We start from the raw sequence: 18,400 nt of genomic DNA on the forward strand, positions 1-18,400 counted from the left end.
CCCTTATATGATTGATACGTTTTTTGTACAAACTACTTTTTTTATCATATATACTGCCTGTTCTAACTCTTCATTCGTTACAATGAGTGGCGGTAATAGTCTTATGACATTCGGCCCTGCTTGTAATACGAGTAGCCCGTCTTTTTCAAGTTGTTCTATAAAATTTGAAACTTCATGCTTATATTCGATTCCAATCATAAGCCCCTTGCCACGAATATTTTGAATACATTCGACATGACATAACTCTTCTTGCAATCTCTTTAATACGTATTCGCCCTTTTCCTGTACGTCTTTTAAAAAGGATGGTTCCTTGCTTACCTGTAACACTTCTTTCGCAGCAGTCATCGCAATATAATTCCCTCCAAAAGTTGAACCGTGTGATCCCGCATTAAAAGAAGAGCCCAGTTCTTTCCTACCAATTACTGCTCCAACGGGAATACCATTTCCAAGAGCCTTAGCGATAGTAACGATATCAGGTTTTATTCCCATTTGTTCGTAAGCGAATAGTGTTCCGGTTCTTCCTATACCCGTTTGTACTTCGTCTATAATAAATAGAGAACCGTACTTATTACATAATATTTCGATTTCTTTCAAAAAAAACGAATCAGCTAGTATGACTCCGCCCTCTCCTTGAACAACTTCTATCATTACTGCCGCAACTTCTTCATTCATTACTTCCTCTAATGCTTGTATATCGTTAAAAGGGATATGTAAAAAAGACGGAAGTAGTGGACCAAACCCTTCTTTCACCTTATCTTGACCTGTTGCACTCATCGTTCCAAATGTTCTACCGTGAAAAGACTGCTCACATGTTACGACTAGAGATTTTCCAGTATGCTTACGAGCTAGCTTTAAAGCTGCTTCATTCGCCTCTGCCCCGCTATTACAAAAAAACACATAATCTAATGCTGTATTTTCTGTTACTAACAATGCAACCTCTTCTTGTAAGGAGTTTGTAAATAAATTCGATATATGCCATATGTCTCCAAGTTGCTTTTCAACCGCCTTTACAACAGTAGGATGACAATGTCCTAAATTACATACTCCAATACCGGAAGTGAAATCTACATATTGCTTACCATGTTTATCAATAACTTTCGTTCCATTCCCCTTTACAAACTCAACGTTTCTTCTTCCATACGTTTGAAAAAGATGACTCGTCATACAATACTCACGCCTTTCGTTACCGTCGTTCCGATACACTCGCCTGTGACCTCAGTAAAATCCTTTGTACCATTCACAATACTTACCTTTTGTACTCCCATTTTTAATGATGTAAGTGCCGCCTGTACTTTCGGAATCATCCCGCCTGTAATAACACCTTTTTCTATAAAAGTTGCAATTTCAGACTCATCTGTTTTCTTTACCAATTTCCCTTCATGTAATATCCCATCTACATCTGTAATGAAAATAAGTTCTTTTGCGGATAGCGCATCCGCAATCCCAGCTGCAGCAGTATCCGCATTTATGTTATACACCTCATTACCATTTATTCCGATTGGGGCAATAACAGGAATATAATTCATATCTATTAATTTTTTTAATAAGGTTGTTTCTACATAACTTACCTCTCCTACATATCCTATTTCTTCGCTGACAGGTTGAACTTGAAGTAAATTACCGTCACACCCTGAAAGCCCTACGGCCAGTAAATTATGCTTTTGTAAATTCATTACAAACTTTTTATTTGTACTACCACATAGCACCATTTGAACAACATCCATCACTTCTTTTGGTGTTACTCGTAATCCATCTCTTTTTTCCACTTTGATATGACACTCTTTTAATTTGGCATCAATTTCTGGGCCACCACCATGGACAATCACTACCTTATACTTCTGTTGCAATTTCTTTATACAATCAAAAAACACATCATTTAATTGATCCAACATGCTACCGCCGCATTTAATTACGATATAATCACTCATCTTCTCTCTCCTTATGTACGATAACAAGCGTTTATTTTTACATAATCATAACTTAAGTCGCATCCCCAAGCTGATCCGGTCTCTTTTCCTACATGTAAATACACATCAATAATAATTTCATGTTCTTTTAATTTCTTTTTCATTTCCTCTTCAGAAAATATTTGAGGTTCACTATTTTTTAGCACAACGATAGATTGAAGAGTAATATCAATTGTATTTGGATTAATCGTTACTTCACTTTGTCCAATACTGCTAATAATTCGCCCCCAATTTGGGTCTTCACCGTGTATTGCGGTTTTCACAAGACTTGAACCAACTATTTGCTTTGCAATTTTCTTTGCCTCTTCACTCGCTTTAGCCCCTAGCACATTTACTTCTATTAACTTCGTAGCACCTTCACCATCTTGTGCAATTTTTTTTGCTAAATCTTCACATACCTTCTGTAAAGTAAATACGAAAGTTTCCCAGTCTGTGTGTTCCATATTGATTGGTTTCGTTTCCGACAATCCACTTGCCATAACGATGACCATATCATTTGTAGAAGTATCTCCATCTACCGTAATTTGGTTAAATGTATGATTCGTAATTTGTGATAATGCTGTTTGCAATACTTCATGCTCTATATTGGCATCTGTTGTAATAAAACTAAGCATCGTTGCCATATTCGGATGAATCATTCCTGAACCTTTAGCAACACCAGCGATAGTCACTTCTTTTCCATCAATAATCATCTCATAACAAGTTTCTTTCGTTATAAGATCCGTCGTTAAAATTGCTTCACAAAAAGAATGAGCTTCACTTACCTCTTTTGTCGGTATAAGAGATGTAACTCCCTTGCGGATGCTATCCATCGGTAAAGGTACTCCAATTACACCAGTTGAACCGACCGCAACGTAATTTTCTTTTACACCAAAGTGTTCTGCCCCTAATGTTCGTATCTCGTAAGCATCTTGTAGCCCTTTCATTCCTGTACAAGCATTTGCATTTCCGCTATTAACGATAATTGCTTGTAATTTCCCTTCAGTTGCTATACTATCTTTCGTTACTTGCAGGGGTGCTGCTTGTATTTGATTTGTTGTATAAACAGCGGCGCACGATGCTGGTACGTCACAAACGATTGCACCTAAATCCTTTTTCTCCTTTTTCAAACCATTGCTAGTACCGATTGCCGAAAAGCCTTTCGGCGTTACAATTGAACCACTTTCTAATTTTGTAATAGACGCTACTTTAATCATCATGTCCCCCTTATGGATAAAGCGGCATATGCTGTAAACCTGTTGTCTCTTCCAATCCCGCTAATACATTTGCGTTTTGAATCGCTTGCCCAGCCGCACCTTTCATCATATTGTCTATAACAGAAACGACCGTAACTCTTTCTGTTCTTTCATCGTAAGCTACCCCAATATCACAATAATTTGAGCCCCTTACTTCTTTCGGACTTGGAAATTCTCCATGAGAGCGAACTCGAACGAAAGCTGAGTATTCATACGTTTCTTCATACAATTTTTGAAGCTGCTCTATTTTCATTTCCTTTTTCACTTTCGCATAAAGTGTAATCATAATCCCCCGTGATATCGGTATTAAATGTGTACTAAACGTGATTGGCTTCATTTCACTATTCCACTCTGCAAGCATTTGCTCAATCTCAGGAATATGCTGATGCTGATTAACTTTATAAATGTGTAAGTTATCATATAACTCAGGAAAGTGAGCCATTGTTGTTGGCGTTTTGCCCGCTCCAGATACTCCTGATTTCGCATCAATAATAATGGAATCTTCTTCAATTATGCCGCTACGCATTAACGGCGCTATCGCTAATAATACAGCTGTAGCAAAACATCCTGGGTTTGCAATTAAATCTGCATTTTGAACCTCAGACCTTTTCCATTCACTTAGCCCATATACTGCTTTCCTAAGAATTTCTTCTTGTGCAGCTGGCCTTTTATACCACAGTTCATATGATGAGGGATCTATCATACGAAAGTCTCCAGATAGGTCAATTACTTTTAAACCTACCTGTAATAATTTTGGAGTTAATTCTGCCGATACACCTGCTGGGGTTGCTAAAAATACAATTTCTGCTTCCTTCTCTATTTCCTCCACATCAATTTCTTGTAACGTATGGACAAGGATATTTCGAAAATGTGGATATACATTCGCTATACACTCACCAACTTGCGAAAAAGAATGGAGAGATGATATCGAAAAATACGGATGCTGCTCTAATAACCGAATTAATTCAATACCTCCATATCCAGTTGCTCCAATAATTGCGACTTTCATAAGTTCCTCCTCATATTGATTCTTTAGATTAAGTATGATTATAATATTGTATATTTATAGAGTCAATTAAATATTTATAAATTTTTAAAAATAAAAAAACTTAATTTTACTAGAAAAACAATATACTCAACCGAATTTTTATACAATAATAGTGCATGGTAGTTTTTTCATTTCACTTCAAGTACAATAAAACAATACATACGTACATACAGGCGGAGAAAAATATGAACGAAAAGTTAATTGAGAAAATGATTATAAAAAGTTTTCAGCAATATCAATGCAATCCTGTATCAAAAGAGGATCAGGAAATGTTAGTAAAACATATTCAAATGATTATTCATTCGAATAATCAAATTGACGTATACGAGGCAATTGAGGATACCGTTTACGATTATGTGACTGGAAAATAAAAAAAATAGGAGATTTCCATATGGAAATCTCCTATTTTTTACTTAATGATTTTCCTGCTACACGTTCAAATAAACCAGGGAATAACGCATAGAGCTTAGGCCCCATTCCCATCCACTTCGGCAAATTCACTTCACGTTTTTTCGTTTGCATCGCCTTTACGATTTGTTCTGCTACATATGTTGGTTTTAACATGTAACGTCCCATATTTTTTACATATGTACCAGATTGATCAGCTATTTCAAAAAAGTTCGTATCTATCGGTCCTGGGTTAATTGCTGTTACATAAATATCTGTATTCGATAATTCCATGCGCAAACTATTCGTAAACCCTAATACGGCATGTTTCGTTGCTGCATACGCACTCGATTTCGGAGTTGCAATTTTCCCAGCAAGTGAAGCTATATTAATTATATGTCCTTCATTTCTTTTTACCATATAAGGTAATACCGCTTTCGTACAAGCTACTAGTCCAAATACATTTACTTGGAACATATCCTTTACTTCATCCATTGATGCCTCTTCAAACGTTTTAAAAATACCAAAACCCGCATTGTTTACCAATATATCAATACGTCCCACTTCTTGTAATACCTTTGAAAAAACAGACTGTACTTTCGTCTCTTCACTTACGTCTAATACATAATAATAGCAAGGCGTATTATAAGTTTTTTTTATTTTGTCTGCTAACGCTTGTAGTTTCTCCTCTGTTCGAGCCATTAATACTGGAATCGCTCCCTGCTCTGCAACTTGCATTGCAACTTGCTCTCCAATTCCACTAGAAGCGCCTGTAATGACGATTACTTTTTCTTGTAAGCGTCCTGTCATTGCTGTCACCTACTTTGCATAATAAATCAATTGTTGCGAAGATTCATCAATCATCACTTGTTGATTATATGCTAAAAAGTCTAATTGTCCAACAGTTTCGGAGATAGTAAGCGGCAATTGTTCTTTATATAATACTGGAAATAGCTTCACACATACTTCAAATGCTGTCATCGGTTTTTCCTTTAATAACTCAAGTACTTTAAATGCACGTGTTTCTTGCTTTTGTAACCTCGTTTCAATAAGTTGTTTCACATTTAGAACATCTTCCCCATGCCCTGATAAAATACGTGAAATATTCATTTCACTTAAACGTTTTAACGTTTGATTGTATTGTAGCAATGGACGTGCTCTTTCCGTTTGCCCTTCATATGGTGGTTCTAATATTGGATTTGAAGAAATATGACTAATGAGAGCATCCCCACCAATTAATATCCCATCGGATTCTCTATATAAAGAAATATGAGTAGAAGCATGGCCTGGGGTTTCAATTACTGTAAACCCAGGTAAAGAATCAATACGATCCCCCTCTCTCACAGTATGTGTTAACGATCTATTACAAGAATATTTAAGTGTCCTTGTCGTCAATAATGCCTCGTCATTCAAAAATGCTGCTGGAACACCGAACTGCAAGGCTGTCTCTCTAAAAAACTCATGATACCGCTTTAAAAACTCTGGATTTTGCGTGATCCACGGCTCATTCCAAGGGTGTCCAATAATATTCGTTTTCTCAGAAAATATATTTAAAAGTCCACAATGATCCGCATGATGATGCGTAATCACTACCGTTTCAATATCTTCTATCGTATAACCTAATGCACCTAATTGACTTTCTAACGCATTTTTTGCCTCTTCTGTATTCGTCCCTGTATCAATTAATGTTAATGTCTCCCCCTCAACTAAAAACACATTCACAGTCTCAACTGCAAATGGCACAGGAATCTCCATTCGGTGAATCGCCGTCATGCTTAGCCCCCCTGACTCTTTCCGGTTCAAAAATGAATACTTCTTCAGTTTACAACTTCTACATAAATTTGTCATTATTTTCAGATAAAAAGAGGTGTTTTCTATAAAAAACCGAATGTATGTACATTTATAAGTATTTCTAACCAAGTTTAAAGGAGGAACATCATGTCTATTCAAAACATATCCTTTCTCGGTGCAGGCTCTATTGCCGAAGCGATTATTGGTGGATTGTTACACGCAAATGTAGTTAAAGGAGAACAAATTACCGTAAGTAATCGTTCTAACGAGACAAGGTTACAAGAGCTACATACAAAATATGGTGTCAAAGGTACGCATAACAAAAAAGAACTACTTGCTAATACAAATATTCTTTTTCTAGCAATGAAACCAAAGGATGTTGCAGAAGCGCTTACCCCTCTTAAAGAATATATAAATAAGGATTTGCTTATTATTTCGCTATTAGCAGGTGTTTCTACTCACTCGATTAGAAACCTACTTCAAAAAAACGTTCCGATCATTCGTGCAATGCCAAATACATCTGCCGCTATTTTAAAATCAGCTACCGCTATTTCGCCTTCAAAACATACAACAGCGGAACATATTCAAACTGCAAAATCTTTATTTGAAACGGTCGGTCTCGTCTCTGTTGTAGAGGAAGAAGATATGCATGCTGTCACTGCATTGTCTGGAAGTGGACCAGCTTATATTTATTACGTAGTAGAGGCGATGGAAGACGCCGCAAAAAAAATTGGTTTAAAAGAAGATGTTGCAAAATCGCTTATTCTTCAGACGATGATTGGTGCTGCTGAAATGCTAAAAGCAAGCGAAAAACACCCTTCTGTTTTGCGAAAGGAAATTACATCTCCTGGCGGAACTACCGAAGCAGGCATTGAAGTATTACAGGAAAATAAATTTCAACAAGCACTCGTTTCTTGTATTACACAGGCAACGAAACGATCACATGATCTTGGAAAAACATTAGAACAACTCACAAAAGAAAAATAAAAATGGAGCTCAATCTTACTTGAGCTCCATTTTTTATCATCATATACTTTTAGTTATTACTCTTTCCAAAAATCTCTTCTTGTAGACGACGACCTGTCGGTGTTGCTGCAAGCCCGCCTTCAGCTGTTTCACGAAGTGCTACTGGCATCGTTTGTCCGATTCTAAACATTGCCTCAATCACTTCATCACATGGAATTGTACTCGTTACACCAGCTAATGATAAATCCGCTGAAATCATCGCATTTGAAGCACCCGCTGCATTACGCTTTACACAAGGTACTTCTACAAGTCCTGCAACAGGATCGCACACTAAACCAAGCATATTCTTTAATGAAATTGCCATCGCTGTAGCTGCTTGATCTGGTGTTCCACCAGCCATCTCAACTGCTGCTGCCGCTGCCATTCCACTTGCTGAACCAACTTCTGCTTGGCATCCTCCTGCCGCACCAGAAATACAAGCATTATTCGCAACTACCATACCGAAAGCTCCTGCTGTAAATAAAAATTCAATCATTTCTTCACGTGTAGGTTGTAATTTTTCTTTCAGTGCAAACAGTACACCTGGCACTGTTCCAGCAGAACCTGCTGTTGGTGTTGCACAAATAATCCCCATCGCCGCGTTTACTTCATTTGTTGCAACAGCTTTACTCACTGCGTCCAAAATCGTATCTCCAGATAAGCCTTTTCCGCTCTTCATATACGCTTGAACTTTTACAGCATCACCGCCAGTTAAACCAGTTGGTGATTTCACGCCGCGAATACCACGTTCTACTGCTTGTTCCATCACGACTAAGTTCTTTTCCATACCAGCAATTACTTCTTCACGTGAAATATGTCTTGTTTCCATTTCACATTGAATCATAATTTCTGCGATTTTTACATTTTGTTCTTTAGCTTGCGCCACTAGTTCCGCTGCGTTCCGAAACATGGTGTGTCCCCCCTGCAATTAATCCATAATAGTTACTTGACAAATATTTTGTTGCCCTTTTATTTCTTCAATCACTTCATCTGCTAACAATTCATCTGTTTCAATGACCATAAGCGCTCTTCTTCCTTTTTCTTTACGAGAAACGCTCATTGTACTAATGTTAATCTCGTGTTTCGCAAGAATGGAAGCTACAGCTGCGATAGCACCAAAGCGATCGTTATTTACAATAAGTAGTGCTGGACTCGTGCCTGTTAATTGAAGATCGAATCCGTTTAATTCTACAACTTCAATTTTACCGCCACCAATTGAGCAAGCAACAACTTCAATTTCCTCTTCACCTTTATACAGACGAATTTTCGCTGTATTTGGATGCGGAGCATTTGCATCTTCTTCAATGAATTCCACTTCAATCCCGCGTTCTTTTGCAATATCTAACGCACTTGGAATACGTAAATCATCTGTTTCAAATCCAAGTATTCCACCGATTAGCGCTACATCCGTACCGTGACCACGGTATGTTTTTGCAAATGAACCATATAATGAAATGCTAACTCTCTCTGGCTCATGACGAAACAGCTGACGAGCAACTTGCCCCATTCTTGCCGCGCCTGCTGTATGTGAACTTGATGGACCAATCATAACCGGACCAATAATATCAAACACTGAGCGGTACTTCATCATAACTCCCCCTAAACCTCTATGAAAAAAATTTATTCTACTATTTTATTAAGCTGCCACATTTGTTGCTGTTCCAGTTCTACCACGAATTTGTTCCGCTGTACGAATTGGATAGTTTTTGAATAAAATGAACCAATATCCTGAAATAATACCAGATACCATAATACATAAGAAATATAGCATTACTTTCATTTAAAACGATATAAGATAACCAGCAATAAATCCTGGTAGCAATCCAAAGTTTAACACAGAAGCCATTGCAAGCATAGCATAAACAGGTGATATAACCATTGTTAATACAACTAAATTTGCACCCGCTACTCAACCTAGACTACCTGCTGATGTTCTGAACTCTTTTAAAGAGTGGTATACCAATTAAATCCCCACCAACTTATTATTAAAAAAGCTTCTACTAAACCACTTGCAACAGCTACACTAGCTAATCATACCGTTTAGCTAAAAAGTAAAAAAGACTTAGTACAAATAATGATATCTTTCCTATTATAATCTCCATATTACTCTCTCATGTTTTAGTCAACTTCACTTGTTACGACAATGACTAATATGCATGTGACTTATAATAAATTGTAATCTGCCCTCATTATAGCTTGTTTTTTATAAAACGCTTACTTTTGTTGAATTTTAAAAGTTCTGAATAAAAGTCCCTTTCTGCTATTTGTATTACTTGTATGTCATCTGACTTATATAACAGTTTTTCTAAATAATCATTATTACGTATTTTTATCCTATATATTCAAACCATTCTAAGTTTCTGTATCATCCAAGTTTAAGTATAAAATAATAACAGTTTTATTTTTAAAATTTTTTAGACATAAAAAAATGGTAACCTAATGTTACCATTTTTCCAAAAATCATTATTTTTCTACTGGAAATGATTTTAAATCTGTCGCTATTTCTGTATTAGGAAATAACTCTCGTGCCTCTTTCAATAATTCCTTATATGTATCTCCTTGATAACGAGAACTAATGTGAGTTAATATTAATCGTTTCGCATTTGCATGAAGTGCAATGCTCGCAGCTTGCTTAGATGTGGAATGAAAATAATCATGCGCTTGTTGTTCATCGTCTGCCGCAAAAGTTGCTTCATGAACAAGTACATCAGCATTTTGTGCTAGCTCTCTACTCGCTTCGCAATATCGTGTATCACCTAAAATGGTAATAATTCTTCCCTTTTGAGGCGGACCGATAAAATCTTTTCCATTTAGTATCGTACCATTCTCTAATTCAACTACTTCTCCATCTTTTAAACGCTTAAAGATTGGCCCTGGTTTCACTCCCATTTCGAGCAATTTATCGACTAAAAGAACACCTTGTATATCTTTCTCTACAATACGATATCCAAAACATTCAATGCCATGTGACAATTTTTTCGTTTCTACATAAAACTCATTATCTTCAAACACAGTACCTTCTTCTGTTATCTCAACGATTTCAAGTGGATATTTCACATGTGTCGTACTTACTGATAATGCCACTTCAATAAATTGTTTAATTCCTTTTGGTCCGTACACTGTTAATTTTGTTGTTCCACCTTGAAACGAACGGCTACCCAATAAACCCGGCAATCCAAAAATATGATCGCCATGTAAATGCGTAATAAATATTTTTTCAATGCGGCGTGGACGTACAGACGTATGTAGTATTTGATGTTGCGTCGCCTCGCCACAGTCAAATAACCAAGTCTGTCCTCGTTCTTCTAACAACTGCAAAGCAATTGCTGAAACATTCCTTCCTTTTGAAGGAACACCTGCACCAGTTCCTAAAAATACAAATTCCACTTTCTTTCCTCCAGCTCTTTATATAATCTATCTTTCATCTTACGGAATGTTATTTCAAATGGCAAATTGAATTTACATAACCAATCATCTAGACAACTATATAACACGAACGTTATACTCAAAAAATTTAGCTATCGTTCGTGTTTTGTGGTAAAATGATTGTACTACATTTTAAGGGAGCGTTTTATTATGAAAGAAGTATTTCGTTTACAAACTGATTTTTCATCTTCATTTGATCGCTGGGTAAGTTCTTTCGTGTCTGATCACCCAGCACAATTAGAATGGACGACTTTAAAAGAATTAATCCATGAATATACAACATCACATACAAATGAGACATTACCAACATATATTTCTTCAGCTTTAACATATTACGCACAACGCGTTTCAACAACAAATAACTCAGAAATTGTTATTTTTGAAAATCCTACAATCTCATAATCTATTATAAAAAGCACTGTAATGAGTGCTTTTTATTTATATTCATTATTTTTTATTTTTCCAACTTATTCTCAAAAAATACAACTTATTTCATACTATATACCCTTCATAAATCTATTTGATTTTTCAAAAAAACAGATTAAAAAGATATTGACACTACGATTTTACAGTGCTAACATTCAACATGTAATTGAATATGGTCTCTGTTAGGTGAGGCTCCTGTATAGAGAAACGCTGCTGCCCAAAAATGTCGAGAGACGCCAATGGGTCAACAGGAAAGGTCGGAATGAAGGCCTTTTTTAACGTAGCTGGTTTCAGTACCTATGCTATACAGTGCTAAAACTCAACGAGGGAGAGGTGCATGTATTTTGTCATACACAAAAACTGTTTTTAGCTATGTTTACTAACAGGCTTTCGTGTGGACGTTTTTCAACTGTGAATTCAGACCTTTACTCGTTGTGAGTAAAGGTCTTTTTTATGTCTTTATGCACCTGACTATGAAACAAACATAGCATATTCAGAAACTATTAAATTGGACGGAGGTGAGGAACAGTGGCAAGTGATGATTCGGCCCAGATACCCATATGTTTTACGTTAATATTTCATCATGTAGGTAGGAAAGAAGCTGTTCCTCCTAATTTTAAATAGTCGAGTAACAGTTTGTTTCCTCCTTCATGACAAAGGAGGAACTACCGATGTTTAATTTTCAAAGACAAGAAACAAAGCATGCTTACGATCAAGATAGCATGCAAACAAATAACAAAGTATTAGTGGAAGTTGCAACACAAGATATAAACTCTGCATTAAAACTTCTAGAAACTACAGAAAATGGACTCTCTAAACAAGAAGCGTCCCGTAGACTTTCTTTATATGGTCCGAACGAAATTGCTCATAATAAAACATTGCCGTGGTACATTCAATTTCTGCTGGCATTTAAAAATCCATTTATTTTTGTTTTATTAGCTCTTGGAGCGCTCTCTTTTTTCACAGATGACATGCAAGGAACAATTGTCGTATCTGTAATGGTACTTCTAAGTTCAACGATTCGCTTTTTACAAGAATTCCGCTCTCAAAAAGCCGCGGATAAATTAAAGGCGATGGTTCGAACAACCGCGAGCGTCTTTAGAATAGATGGATTTGTACACGAAACAAAAAACGTAACGAATTTAAATCGAAATTATACAATAGAAATTCCAATTGAAGAACTTGTACCTGGCGATATTATTTCACTTTCAGCCGGTGACATCGTTCCAGCTGATGTGCGTATTTTATCGGCTAAAGATTTATTTGTTAATCAGTCTTCATTAACCGGGGAAGCACTTCCTGTAGAAAAATACGAAAACTGCTACCATACAGAAAACAAGCATATCTTACCAAAAAATATGAAAAAAAATTTCAATCCACTCGATATGGAAAACCTTTGCTTTATGGGTACGAATATTGTAAGTGGTAGCGCAAAAGCTGTTGTCGTTTCAACAAGTACCGATACGTATTTCGGCTCTTTAGCGAATAAAGTAATCGGGAAGCGCGCAGAAACAAGCTTTGATAAAGGTGTAAACAAAGTAAGCTGGCTCTTAATTACATTCATGCTTATTATGGCGCCCATTGTCCTTCTCATTAATGGATTCACAAAAGGTGATTGGCAAGAAGCTTTCTTCTTCGCTATCGCTATTGCAGTTGGTCTTACACCTGAAATGTTACCAATGATTGTAACTGCTAATTTAGCTAAAGGTGCTGTGAACATGTCTAAGCAAAAAGTTATTGTAAAACAGCTAAATTCTATTCAAAACTTAGGCGCGATGAACATTCTTTGTACAGATAAAACTGGGACATTGACAGAGGATAAAGTTGTTCTTGTTAGACATTTAGATCCTACTGGTAATCCATGCAATCGTGTATTACAGTTTGCATATTTAAATAGCTTCTATCAAACTGGATTGAAAAATTTAATAGATAAAGCTGTTATTGAGCATACAGAAGAAAAACAAATGTTCGACCCTTCAACGTTTCAAAAACTAGATGAAATTCCATTTGATTTTGCCCGCCGTCGCATGTCCGTCATCGTCAAAGACATCTCAGGTGAACATACAATGGTTTGTAAAGGTGCCGTGGAAGAAATTTTATCCATTTGTAACTACACTGAATCAAACGGAAAGATTGTTCAACTTACCGAGGAAATGCGCTCAAATGTCAAACAACTAAGTGAGACATTGAATGGCGAAGGTATGCGTGTAATTGCTGTAGCTTATAAAAAAAATAGAAAAATAAATGATAAAGAGTACGCGGTAAAAGATGAAACTAATATGATTCTCGCTGGATATATTGGCTTTTTAGATCCACCGAAACCATCTGCATCTGTTGCTATTCAAGCATTACAGAAACATGGTGTACAAGTAAAAATTTTAACTGGTGATAATGAAATTGTTACAAAAAAAGTTTGTAAAGAAGTTGGATTGGATATTGGTGAGCCTATCCTTGGCTACGAGATCGATTCTTTACCAGATAAAGCATTAGCAAAACTAGCCGAAGAAACAACAGTGTTCGCAAAAATAAATCCAATGCAAAAATCTCGCATTATTCGTGCCTTACAAGGGAACGGTCATACAGTAGGTTATATGGGGGATGGTATTAACGATGCCGTAGCATTACGTGATGCTGACGTTGGAATATCTGTTGATACTGCAACTGATATCGCAAAAGAGTCTTCCGATATTATTCTACTTGAAAAAAGTTTAACTATATTAGAAGCGGGCATTTTAGAAGGACGCACTACGTTCGGAAATATTTTAAAATATATTAAAATGACGGCTAGCTCTAACTTTGGAAATGTATTTAGTGTGTTAGTGGCCAGTGCTTTCATTCCCTTTTTACCGATGCTTGCCATTCACCTTTTAATTCAAAACTTGCTTTACGATATTTCACAGCTGTCTATTCCATGGGACAAAATGGATAAAGAATTTTTAGAAAAACCGAGAAAATGGGATACTGCAAACTTACGGAACTTCATTATTTGTATCGGCCCAATTAGTTCCATATTTGATATTATCACATACGTAGTCATGTGGAATGTCTTCGGTGCAAATACACCTAGCGAACAATCATTATTCCAATCTGGTTGGTTTGTCGTTGGACTGCTCACACAAACTTTAATCGTTCACATGATAAGAACACAGAAGATTCCATTCATTCAAAGTACTGCATCAGCACCGGTACTGTTATTAACCGCTTGTATTATGGCAATCGGAATTTATATTCCATTCTCACCACTTGGTGCGGCTGTTGGTTTACAAGCATTACCACTTAGCTATTTCCCTTGGCTAGTAGGAATACTATTAGGCTATGCTTTCTTAACACAATTCCTGAAAAAAGTTTATATTAAAAAGTTTCATAGCTGGTTATAAAGTGAAACTTTAATCAGTGGGGGTCTTACTGCCCGCAAATAGCGGGATAAAAACGAGAATGAGTGGTACTCCCCACTCATTCTTAAAAACATCACACGTACTTATATGTATGGAGGTGACCATGATGGTATGGTATGACATTGTATTAAGATTATTTATCGCAATTATTATAGGTGCTTGCATCGGAATGGAAAGGCAATGGAGACACCGGATGGCCGGTTTACGGACAAATGCTCTCGTATCACTTGGTGCCTGTATATTTGTTTTATTATCCGTCATGCTTGATCATGATGCTAGCCCCTCACGTATTGCTGCTCAAGTTGTTAGTGGGATTGGCTTTTTAGGAGGCGGTGTGATTATCCGTGACGGTTTTAGTATTAGAGGATTAAAAAATACTGCGGCTACTTTATGGTGTGCTGCTGTCGGTACTCTTACAGGCGCTGGTTTTCTCCTTGCAGCTATATTAGGTGCAACCGGCGTTTTACTAGCAAATATACTACTTCGCCCGATCGCTCTCTTTATGAATAAAAAATCAAAAGAAGAATCACCTGAACAAACAAACTACTTCCTTTCTCTTACTTGTTCCGAAGAAAATGAAGCACATATTCGTTTTTTACTCATGCACATGGTAAGTACAGAAGGTCTCGGTTTAAAAGAGTTATATAGTGAAGATGTAGATTCTAAGCAAAAAGTCTGTATACAGGCTACATTACATTGCAAGACAAATGCGGCTATCTTAATTGAAAAAATAGTAAGTAGAATGTTATTAGAATCTGGCGTTACTGCTGCTGGGTGGAGGACTTCTTTAGATTTAGAAGCAAGTTAAATATGAAAGGTGTCATGCTATTTACTACTTCATGACACCTTCTACATAAACTTATTTTCTAACTTTTGTTGAAACGACTTCTCTTGCTTACGTAGTAGTTGACTACCTCGTTGTAAAAGCGGTGTTCCATACTTATCATTAATTTGATCAATGACAGCAAGTAGCGGTTCTTTTTTCGCATCCTCTTCAAATGAAAACAAATCTAATTGTTTCACCGATTCTGTCTTCCACTCTATTTCAGTAGCTGTAACACCTAATAAACGAACGGAATCACCGTCCCAATGTTGCTTCCATAAACGGGATGCTGCTTGAAAAATATCGCGTTCTTCCCAAATTGCATTTTTCAATTGCTTACTCCGTGTTACCGTTCGCCTATCATGGTATTTAATCATAATTTGAATATTATAGCTGACAAGAGTTCGCTTTTGTAATCTTTTACTCACTGATTTTGATAAACGTTCTAACATATCAAGTAACTCTTTCTCTTCATCCATATCCTTTGAAAAGGTCGTCGAATTACCGACACTTTTATGCTGTCCCATTTGACTCGGATCAACTTCTCTATCATCCATACCTTTTGCACGCCTTTGTAAATCAACACCGTGCTTTCCAATTTTAGCGCGAATGATATGCTCGTCTCCCTTTGCCAATTGTTCAATTGTCTGTATATGAATATCATTTAATTTTTCAGCTGTTTTCTCACCAATTCCATGCATGGCTCCAACTGGAAGTGGCCAAATCAATTCTGGAATATCACGTTTTCGAAGTACAGTAATACCAAGTGGCTTTTTCATATCTGAAGCGGTCTTTGCTAGAAAAAGATTTGGAGCAATTCCAATACTACACGGAAGCTGTAACTCTGTTAACAACGCTTGTTGAATCATCTTTGCTATTTCAAGAGGCGAACCGAGTGCATAGCAATCTGTAATATCTAAATATCCTTCATCTATAGAGACTGGTTGTATCTTTTCTGTAAAACGGGAAAGGATTTGAAACATTTGAAATGAAGCTTCACGATATAATGTAAAATTTGGATGCCTTACAACTAATTGTGGGCATAACCTTTTCGCTTCCCAAAGAGGCATCGTCGTACGTATTCCATATTCTCTCGCCTCATAACTACACGTTATAATAATTCCTTTTCTCTCTTTTTCATTTCCAGCAACCGCTAATGGCTTTCCTTGTAATGATGAATCATGAGCAATTTCAACAGATGCGAAAAAACAATTCATATCCACATGTAAAATAACACGGCCATTTTTCGGATACATTTCTCGCATAGTACTCCCCCCTCAAAAGAACATTTGTTCCTTCATTATACCAAATTCATGTACAATATAATAATTACTTATTCTTTTTATCCTTATTTTTGCTATACTTAATACGAAATATGGATATTATTGTAAAATGAGTGACTTATTATGAAATCTAATAGTAAACTTAACTCTACCTTTCTCATTATTATATTAATCCTCTTAATTAATTACTTACTACTCCCCATTTTTAATATTAATACAGCTGGACTCCTCCCTCGTTTACTAAGTATCGTAACAACTTATATACTGCCATGGATTTTCTTATATTGGTTTATCCGCCTAGTGAAAGCAGTTGAATCAAAATAAAAAAGACGTGTAAACCATAATTGGTTCACACGTCTTTTTTATTTTATTACTTCGCTACTTCTTCAATAATTGCAACAACTAATTCTGCTGTTTTCACTAATTCTTCAACAGGAATCTTCTCGTTTGTTGTATGAATTTCTTCATAACCAACCGCTAAGTTAACTGTTGGAATACCGTGTCCTGCAATTACGTTTGCATCACTTCCGCCACCACTTTGGTGAAGAGAAGGTGTGCGACCAATTTTTTCAGCTGCACGTTTTGCAACTTCTACAACGTGGTCGCCATCAGCAAATTTAAATCCTGGGTACATAACGTTTATTTCAACGTCTGCTTGACCACCCATATCTTTTGCAGTTGTTTCAAATGCTTCTTTCATTTTCGCAACTTGTTCTTCCATTTTCTCGTTGATTAAAGAACGAGCCTCTGCAAAGATTTGTACATGATCACAAACGATATTTGTTTGTGTACCACCTTCAAAACGTCCAATATTTGCAGTCGTTTCAGAATCAATACGACCAAGTGGCATCTTCGCAATTGCTTTCGCTGCGATCGTAATTGCAGATACACCTTTTTCTGGTGCTACACCAGCATGAGCTGTTTTCCCGCGAATAATTGCGTTCACTTTCGCTTGTGTTGGAGCTGCAACAACGATTTCACCAACTTTTCCATCGCTATCTAATGCGTAACCATATTTCGCTGTAATGCGCTCACGGTCTAATGCTTTTGCACCAACAAGTCCAGATTCTTCTCCAACTGTAATAATAAATTCAATTTTACCATGAGGAATATTTTTCTCTTTTAACACACGAATTGCTTCAAACATTGACGCTAATCCTGCTTTATCATCCGCACCTAAAATTGTAGTACCATCTGATACGATATATCCATCTTTAATAGAAGGCTTAATTCCCTTACCAGGAACTACTGTATCCATATGAGAAGTAAAGTAAATTGTATCCACGCCATCTTTTGTTGCTGGTAAAGTACAAATTAAGTTACCTGCACCATGACCAGTTACAGACATTGTGTCATCTTCAAATACTTCTACACCTAAATCTGTAAATTTCTTTGTTAATACTTTGCAGATTTCTGCTTCAAATTTCGTTTCAGAATCTACTTGTACTAATTCCATAAATTCATTTACTAAACGTTCTTGATTAATCATAAGACTGCGCCTCCTGCACTACCATTATGTATGTAACACTACTAATTATAACAGAATTCCGCAAAAGTTTCGAAATACAAGACAAAAAACAGACGGTTTATATGTCTAGATAACCATCTGCTTTC

Annotated in this window: 18 protein-coding genes and 1 riboswitch; of the genes, 6 read left to right on the plus strand and 12 right to left on the minus strand. The window is 36.5% G+C overall.

All coding sequences use genetic code 11. From position 1 onward, the window contains the following. Positions 1-3 precede the first annotated feature (3 nt). The 4 genes from ACUN26_RS17260 to argC are packed head-to-tail and all read right to left on the minus strand — an operon-like array spanning position 4 to position 4,211. Positions 4-1,164, minus strand: a complete 1,161-nt coding sequence (locus tag ACUN26_RS17260) for an acetylornithine transaminase (protein ID WP_000200526.1) — start codon at positions 1,162-1,164, stop codon at positions 4-6. After that, a complete protein-coding gene (argB, locus tag ACUN26_RS17265; RefSeq protein ID WP_001286769.1) occupies positions 1,161-1,928 on the minus strand; it encodes an acetylglutamate kinase in 768 nt (255 codons plus the stop codon). Before argB ends, ACUN26_RS17260 begins: the two co-directional genes overlap by 4 nt. Positions 1,929-1,939: 11 nt before the next feature. Beyond that, on the minus strand, positions 1,940-3,163 hold the full coding sequence (gene argJ / locus ACUN26_RS17270; RefSeq protein ID WP_000598404.1) for a bifunctional glutamate N-acetyltransferase/amino-acid acetyltransferase ArgJ: 1,224 nt from the start codon (positions 3,161-3,163) through the stop codon (positions 1,940-1,942). A 10-nt stretch (positions 3,164-3,173) separates the two neighbouring features. Next, on the minus strand, positions 3,174-4,211 hold the full coding sequence (gene argC / locus ACUN26_RS17275; RefSeq protein ID WP_000861262.1) for an N-acetyl-gamma-glutamyl-phosphate reductase: 1,038 nt from the start codon (positions 4,209-4,211) through the stop codon (positions 3,174-3,176). A gap of 224 nt (positions 4,212-4,435) precedes the next feature. On the opposite strand from argC, the gene ACUN26_RS17280 reads away from it, so the two are divergent. Then, complete coding sequence (locus ACUN26_RS17280) at positions 4,436-4,621, plus strand: YqzH family protein (RefSeq protein ID WP_001003214.1); 186 nt, start codon at positions 4,436-4,438, stop codon at positions 4,619-4,621. A 31-nt stretch (positions 4,622-4,652) separates the two neighbouring features. Here the strand turns inward: ACUN26_RS17280 and ACUN26_RS17285 are convergent, their stop codons facing one another. Both ACUN26_RS17285 and ACUN26_RS17290 read right to left on the minus strand, forming a co-directional pair. Then, positions 4,653-5,447, minus strand: coding sequence for an SDR family oxidoreductase (locus ACUN26_RS17285; RefSeq protein WP_000147784.1), 795 nt, complete (start codon positions 5,445-5,447; stop codon positions 4,653-4,655). A gap of 9 nt (positions 5,448-5,456) precedes the next feature. After that, a complete protein-coding gene (locus ACUN26_RS17290; RefSeq protein ID WP_000125110.1) occupies positions 5,457-6,410 on the minus strand; it encodes an MBL fold metallo-hydrolase in 954 nt (317 codons plus the stop codon). Between the two features lie 165 nt (positions 6,411-6,575). Between ACUN26_RS17290 and proI the strand changes: the two genes are divergently transcribed. Next, the gene (gene proI / locus ACUN26_RS17295) at positions 6,576-7,415 is read left to right on the plus strand and encodes a pyrroline-5-carboxylate reductase ProI (protein WP_000027277.1); all 840 of its coding nucleotides are present in this window, start codon (positions 6,576-6,578) and stop codon (positions 7,413-7,415) included. A gap of 49 nt (positions 7,416-7,464) precedes the next feature. Here the strand turns inward: proI and sdaAA are convergent, their stop codons facing one another. The 4 genes from sdaAA to rnz all read right to left on the minus strand — a co-directional run bounded on the left by sdaAA (position 7,465) and on the right by rnz (position 10,820). Then, the gene (gene sdaAA, locus ACUN26_RS17300; RefSeq protein WP_000489451.1) at positions 7,465-8,343 is read right to left on the minus strand and encodes an L-serine ammonia-lyase, iron-sulfur-dependent, subunit alpha; all 879 of its coding nucleotides are present in this window, start codon (positions 8,341-8,343) and stop codon (positions 7,465-7,467) included. 18 nt (positions 8,344-8,361) lie between these two features. Then, positions 8,362-9,021 (minus strand): L-serine ammonia-lyase, iron-sulfur-dependent subunit beta, encoded by a 660-nt coding sequence (sdaAB, locus tag ACUN26_RS17305; protein ID WP_000877455.1) that lies wholly within the window; start codon positions 9,019-9,021, stop codon positions 8,362-8,364. A gap of 48 nt (positions 9,022-9,069) precedes the next feature. Continuing rightward, a complete protein-coding gene (locus ACUN26_RS17310; RefSeq protein ID WP_000867046.1) occupies positions 9,070-9,213 on the minus strand; it encodes a hypothetical protein in 144 nt (47 codons plus the stop codon). 683 nt (positions 9,214-9,896) lie between these two features. Then, positions 9,897-10,820, minus strand: coding sequence for a ribonuclease Z (rnz, locus tag ACUN26_RS17315; protein WP_000397436.1), 924 nt, complete (start codon positions 10,818-10,820; stop codon positions 9,897-9,899). 189 nt (positions 10,821-11,009) lie between these two features. Here rnz and ACUN26_RS17320 point away from each other — a divergent pair, with 189 nt between their 5' ends. The 3 genes from ACUN26_RS17320 to ACUN26_RS17330 all read left to right on the plus strand — a co-directional run bounded on the left by ACUN26_RS17320 (position 11,010) and on the right by ACUN26_RS17330 (position 15,488). Continuing rightward, positions 11,010-11,261, plus strand: a complete 252-nt coding sequence (locus tag ACUN26_RS17320) for a DUF3932 family protein (RefSeq protein WP_000665711.1) — start codon at positions 11,010-11,012, stop codon at positions 11,259-11,261. 195 nt (positions 11,262-11,456) lie between these two features. Continuing rightward, positions 11,457-11,624: riboswitch (M-box (ykoK) riboswitch) on the plus strand. 332 nt (positions 11,625-11,956) lie between these two features. Continuing rightward, the gene (gene mgtA / locus ACUN26_RS17325) at positions 11,957-14,662 is read left to right on the plus strand and encodes a magnesium-translocating P-type ATPase (RefSeq protein ID WP_000481705.1); all 2,706 of its coding nucleotides are present in this window, start codon (positions 11,957-11,959) and stop codon (positions 14,660-14,662) included. A 124-nt stretch (positions 14,663-14,786) separates the two neighbouring features. After that, positions 14,787-15,488 carry an MgtC/SapB family protein gene (locus ACUN26_RS17330; protein ID WP_000262351.1) on the plus strand — a complete coding sequence of 234 codons (702 nt, stop codon included), beginning with the start codon at positions 14,787-14,789 and terminating at the stop codon, positions 15,486-15,488. Positions 15,489-15,529: 41 nt separating this feature from the next. Here the strand turns inward: ACUN26_RS17330 and ACUN26_RS17335 are convergent, their stop codons facing one another. After that, complete coding sequence (locus ACUN26_RS17335; protein WP_001208869.1) at positions 15,530-16,768, minus strand: DNA polymerase IV; 1,239 nt, start codon at positions 16,766-16,768, stop codon at positions 15,530-15,532. A 141-nt stretch (positions 16,769-16,909) separates the two neighbouring features. Between ACUN26_RS17335 and ACUN26_RS17340 the strand changes: the two genes are divergently transcribed. Continuing rightward, the gene (locus ACUN26_RS17340; RefSeq protein ID WP_002093303.1) at positions 16,910-17,110 is read left to right on the plus strand and encodes a hypothetical protein; all 201 of its coding nucleotides are present in this window, start codon (positions 16,910-16,912) and stop codon (positions 17,108-17,110) included. A gap of 46 nt (positions 17,111-17,156) precedes the next feature. Here the strand turns inward: ACUN26_RS17340 and ACUN26_RS17345 are convergent, their stop codons facing one another. Beyond that, positions 17,157-18,275, minus strand: coding sequence for a tripeptidase T (locus tag ACUN26_RS17345; protein WP_000609818.1), 1,119 nt, complete (start codon positions 18,273-18,275; stop codon positions 17,157-17,159). Between the last annotated feature and the right edge of the window lie 125 nt (positions 18,276-18,400).

The sequence above is a fragment of the Bacillus sp. WC2503 genome (assembly GCF_052682895.1).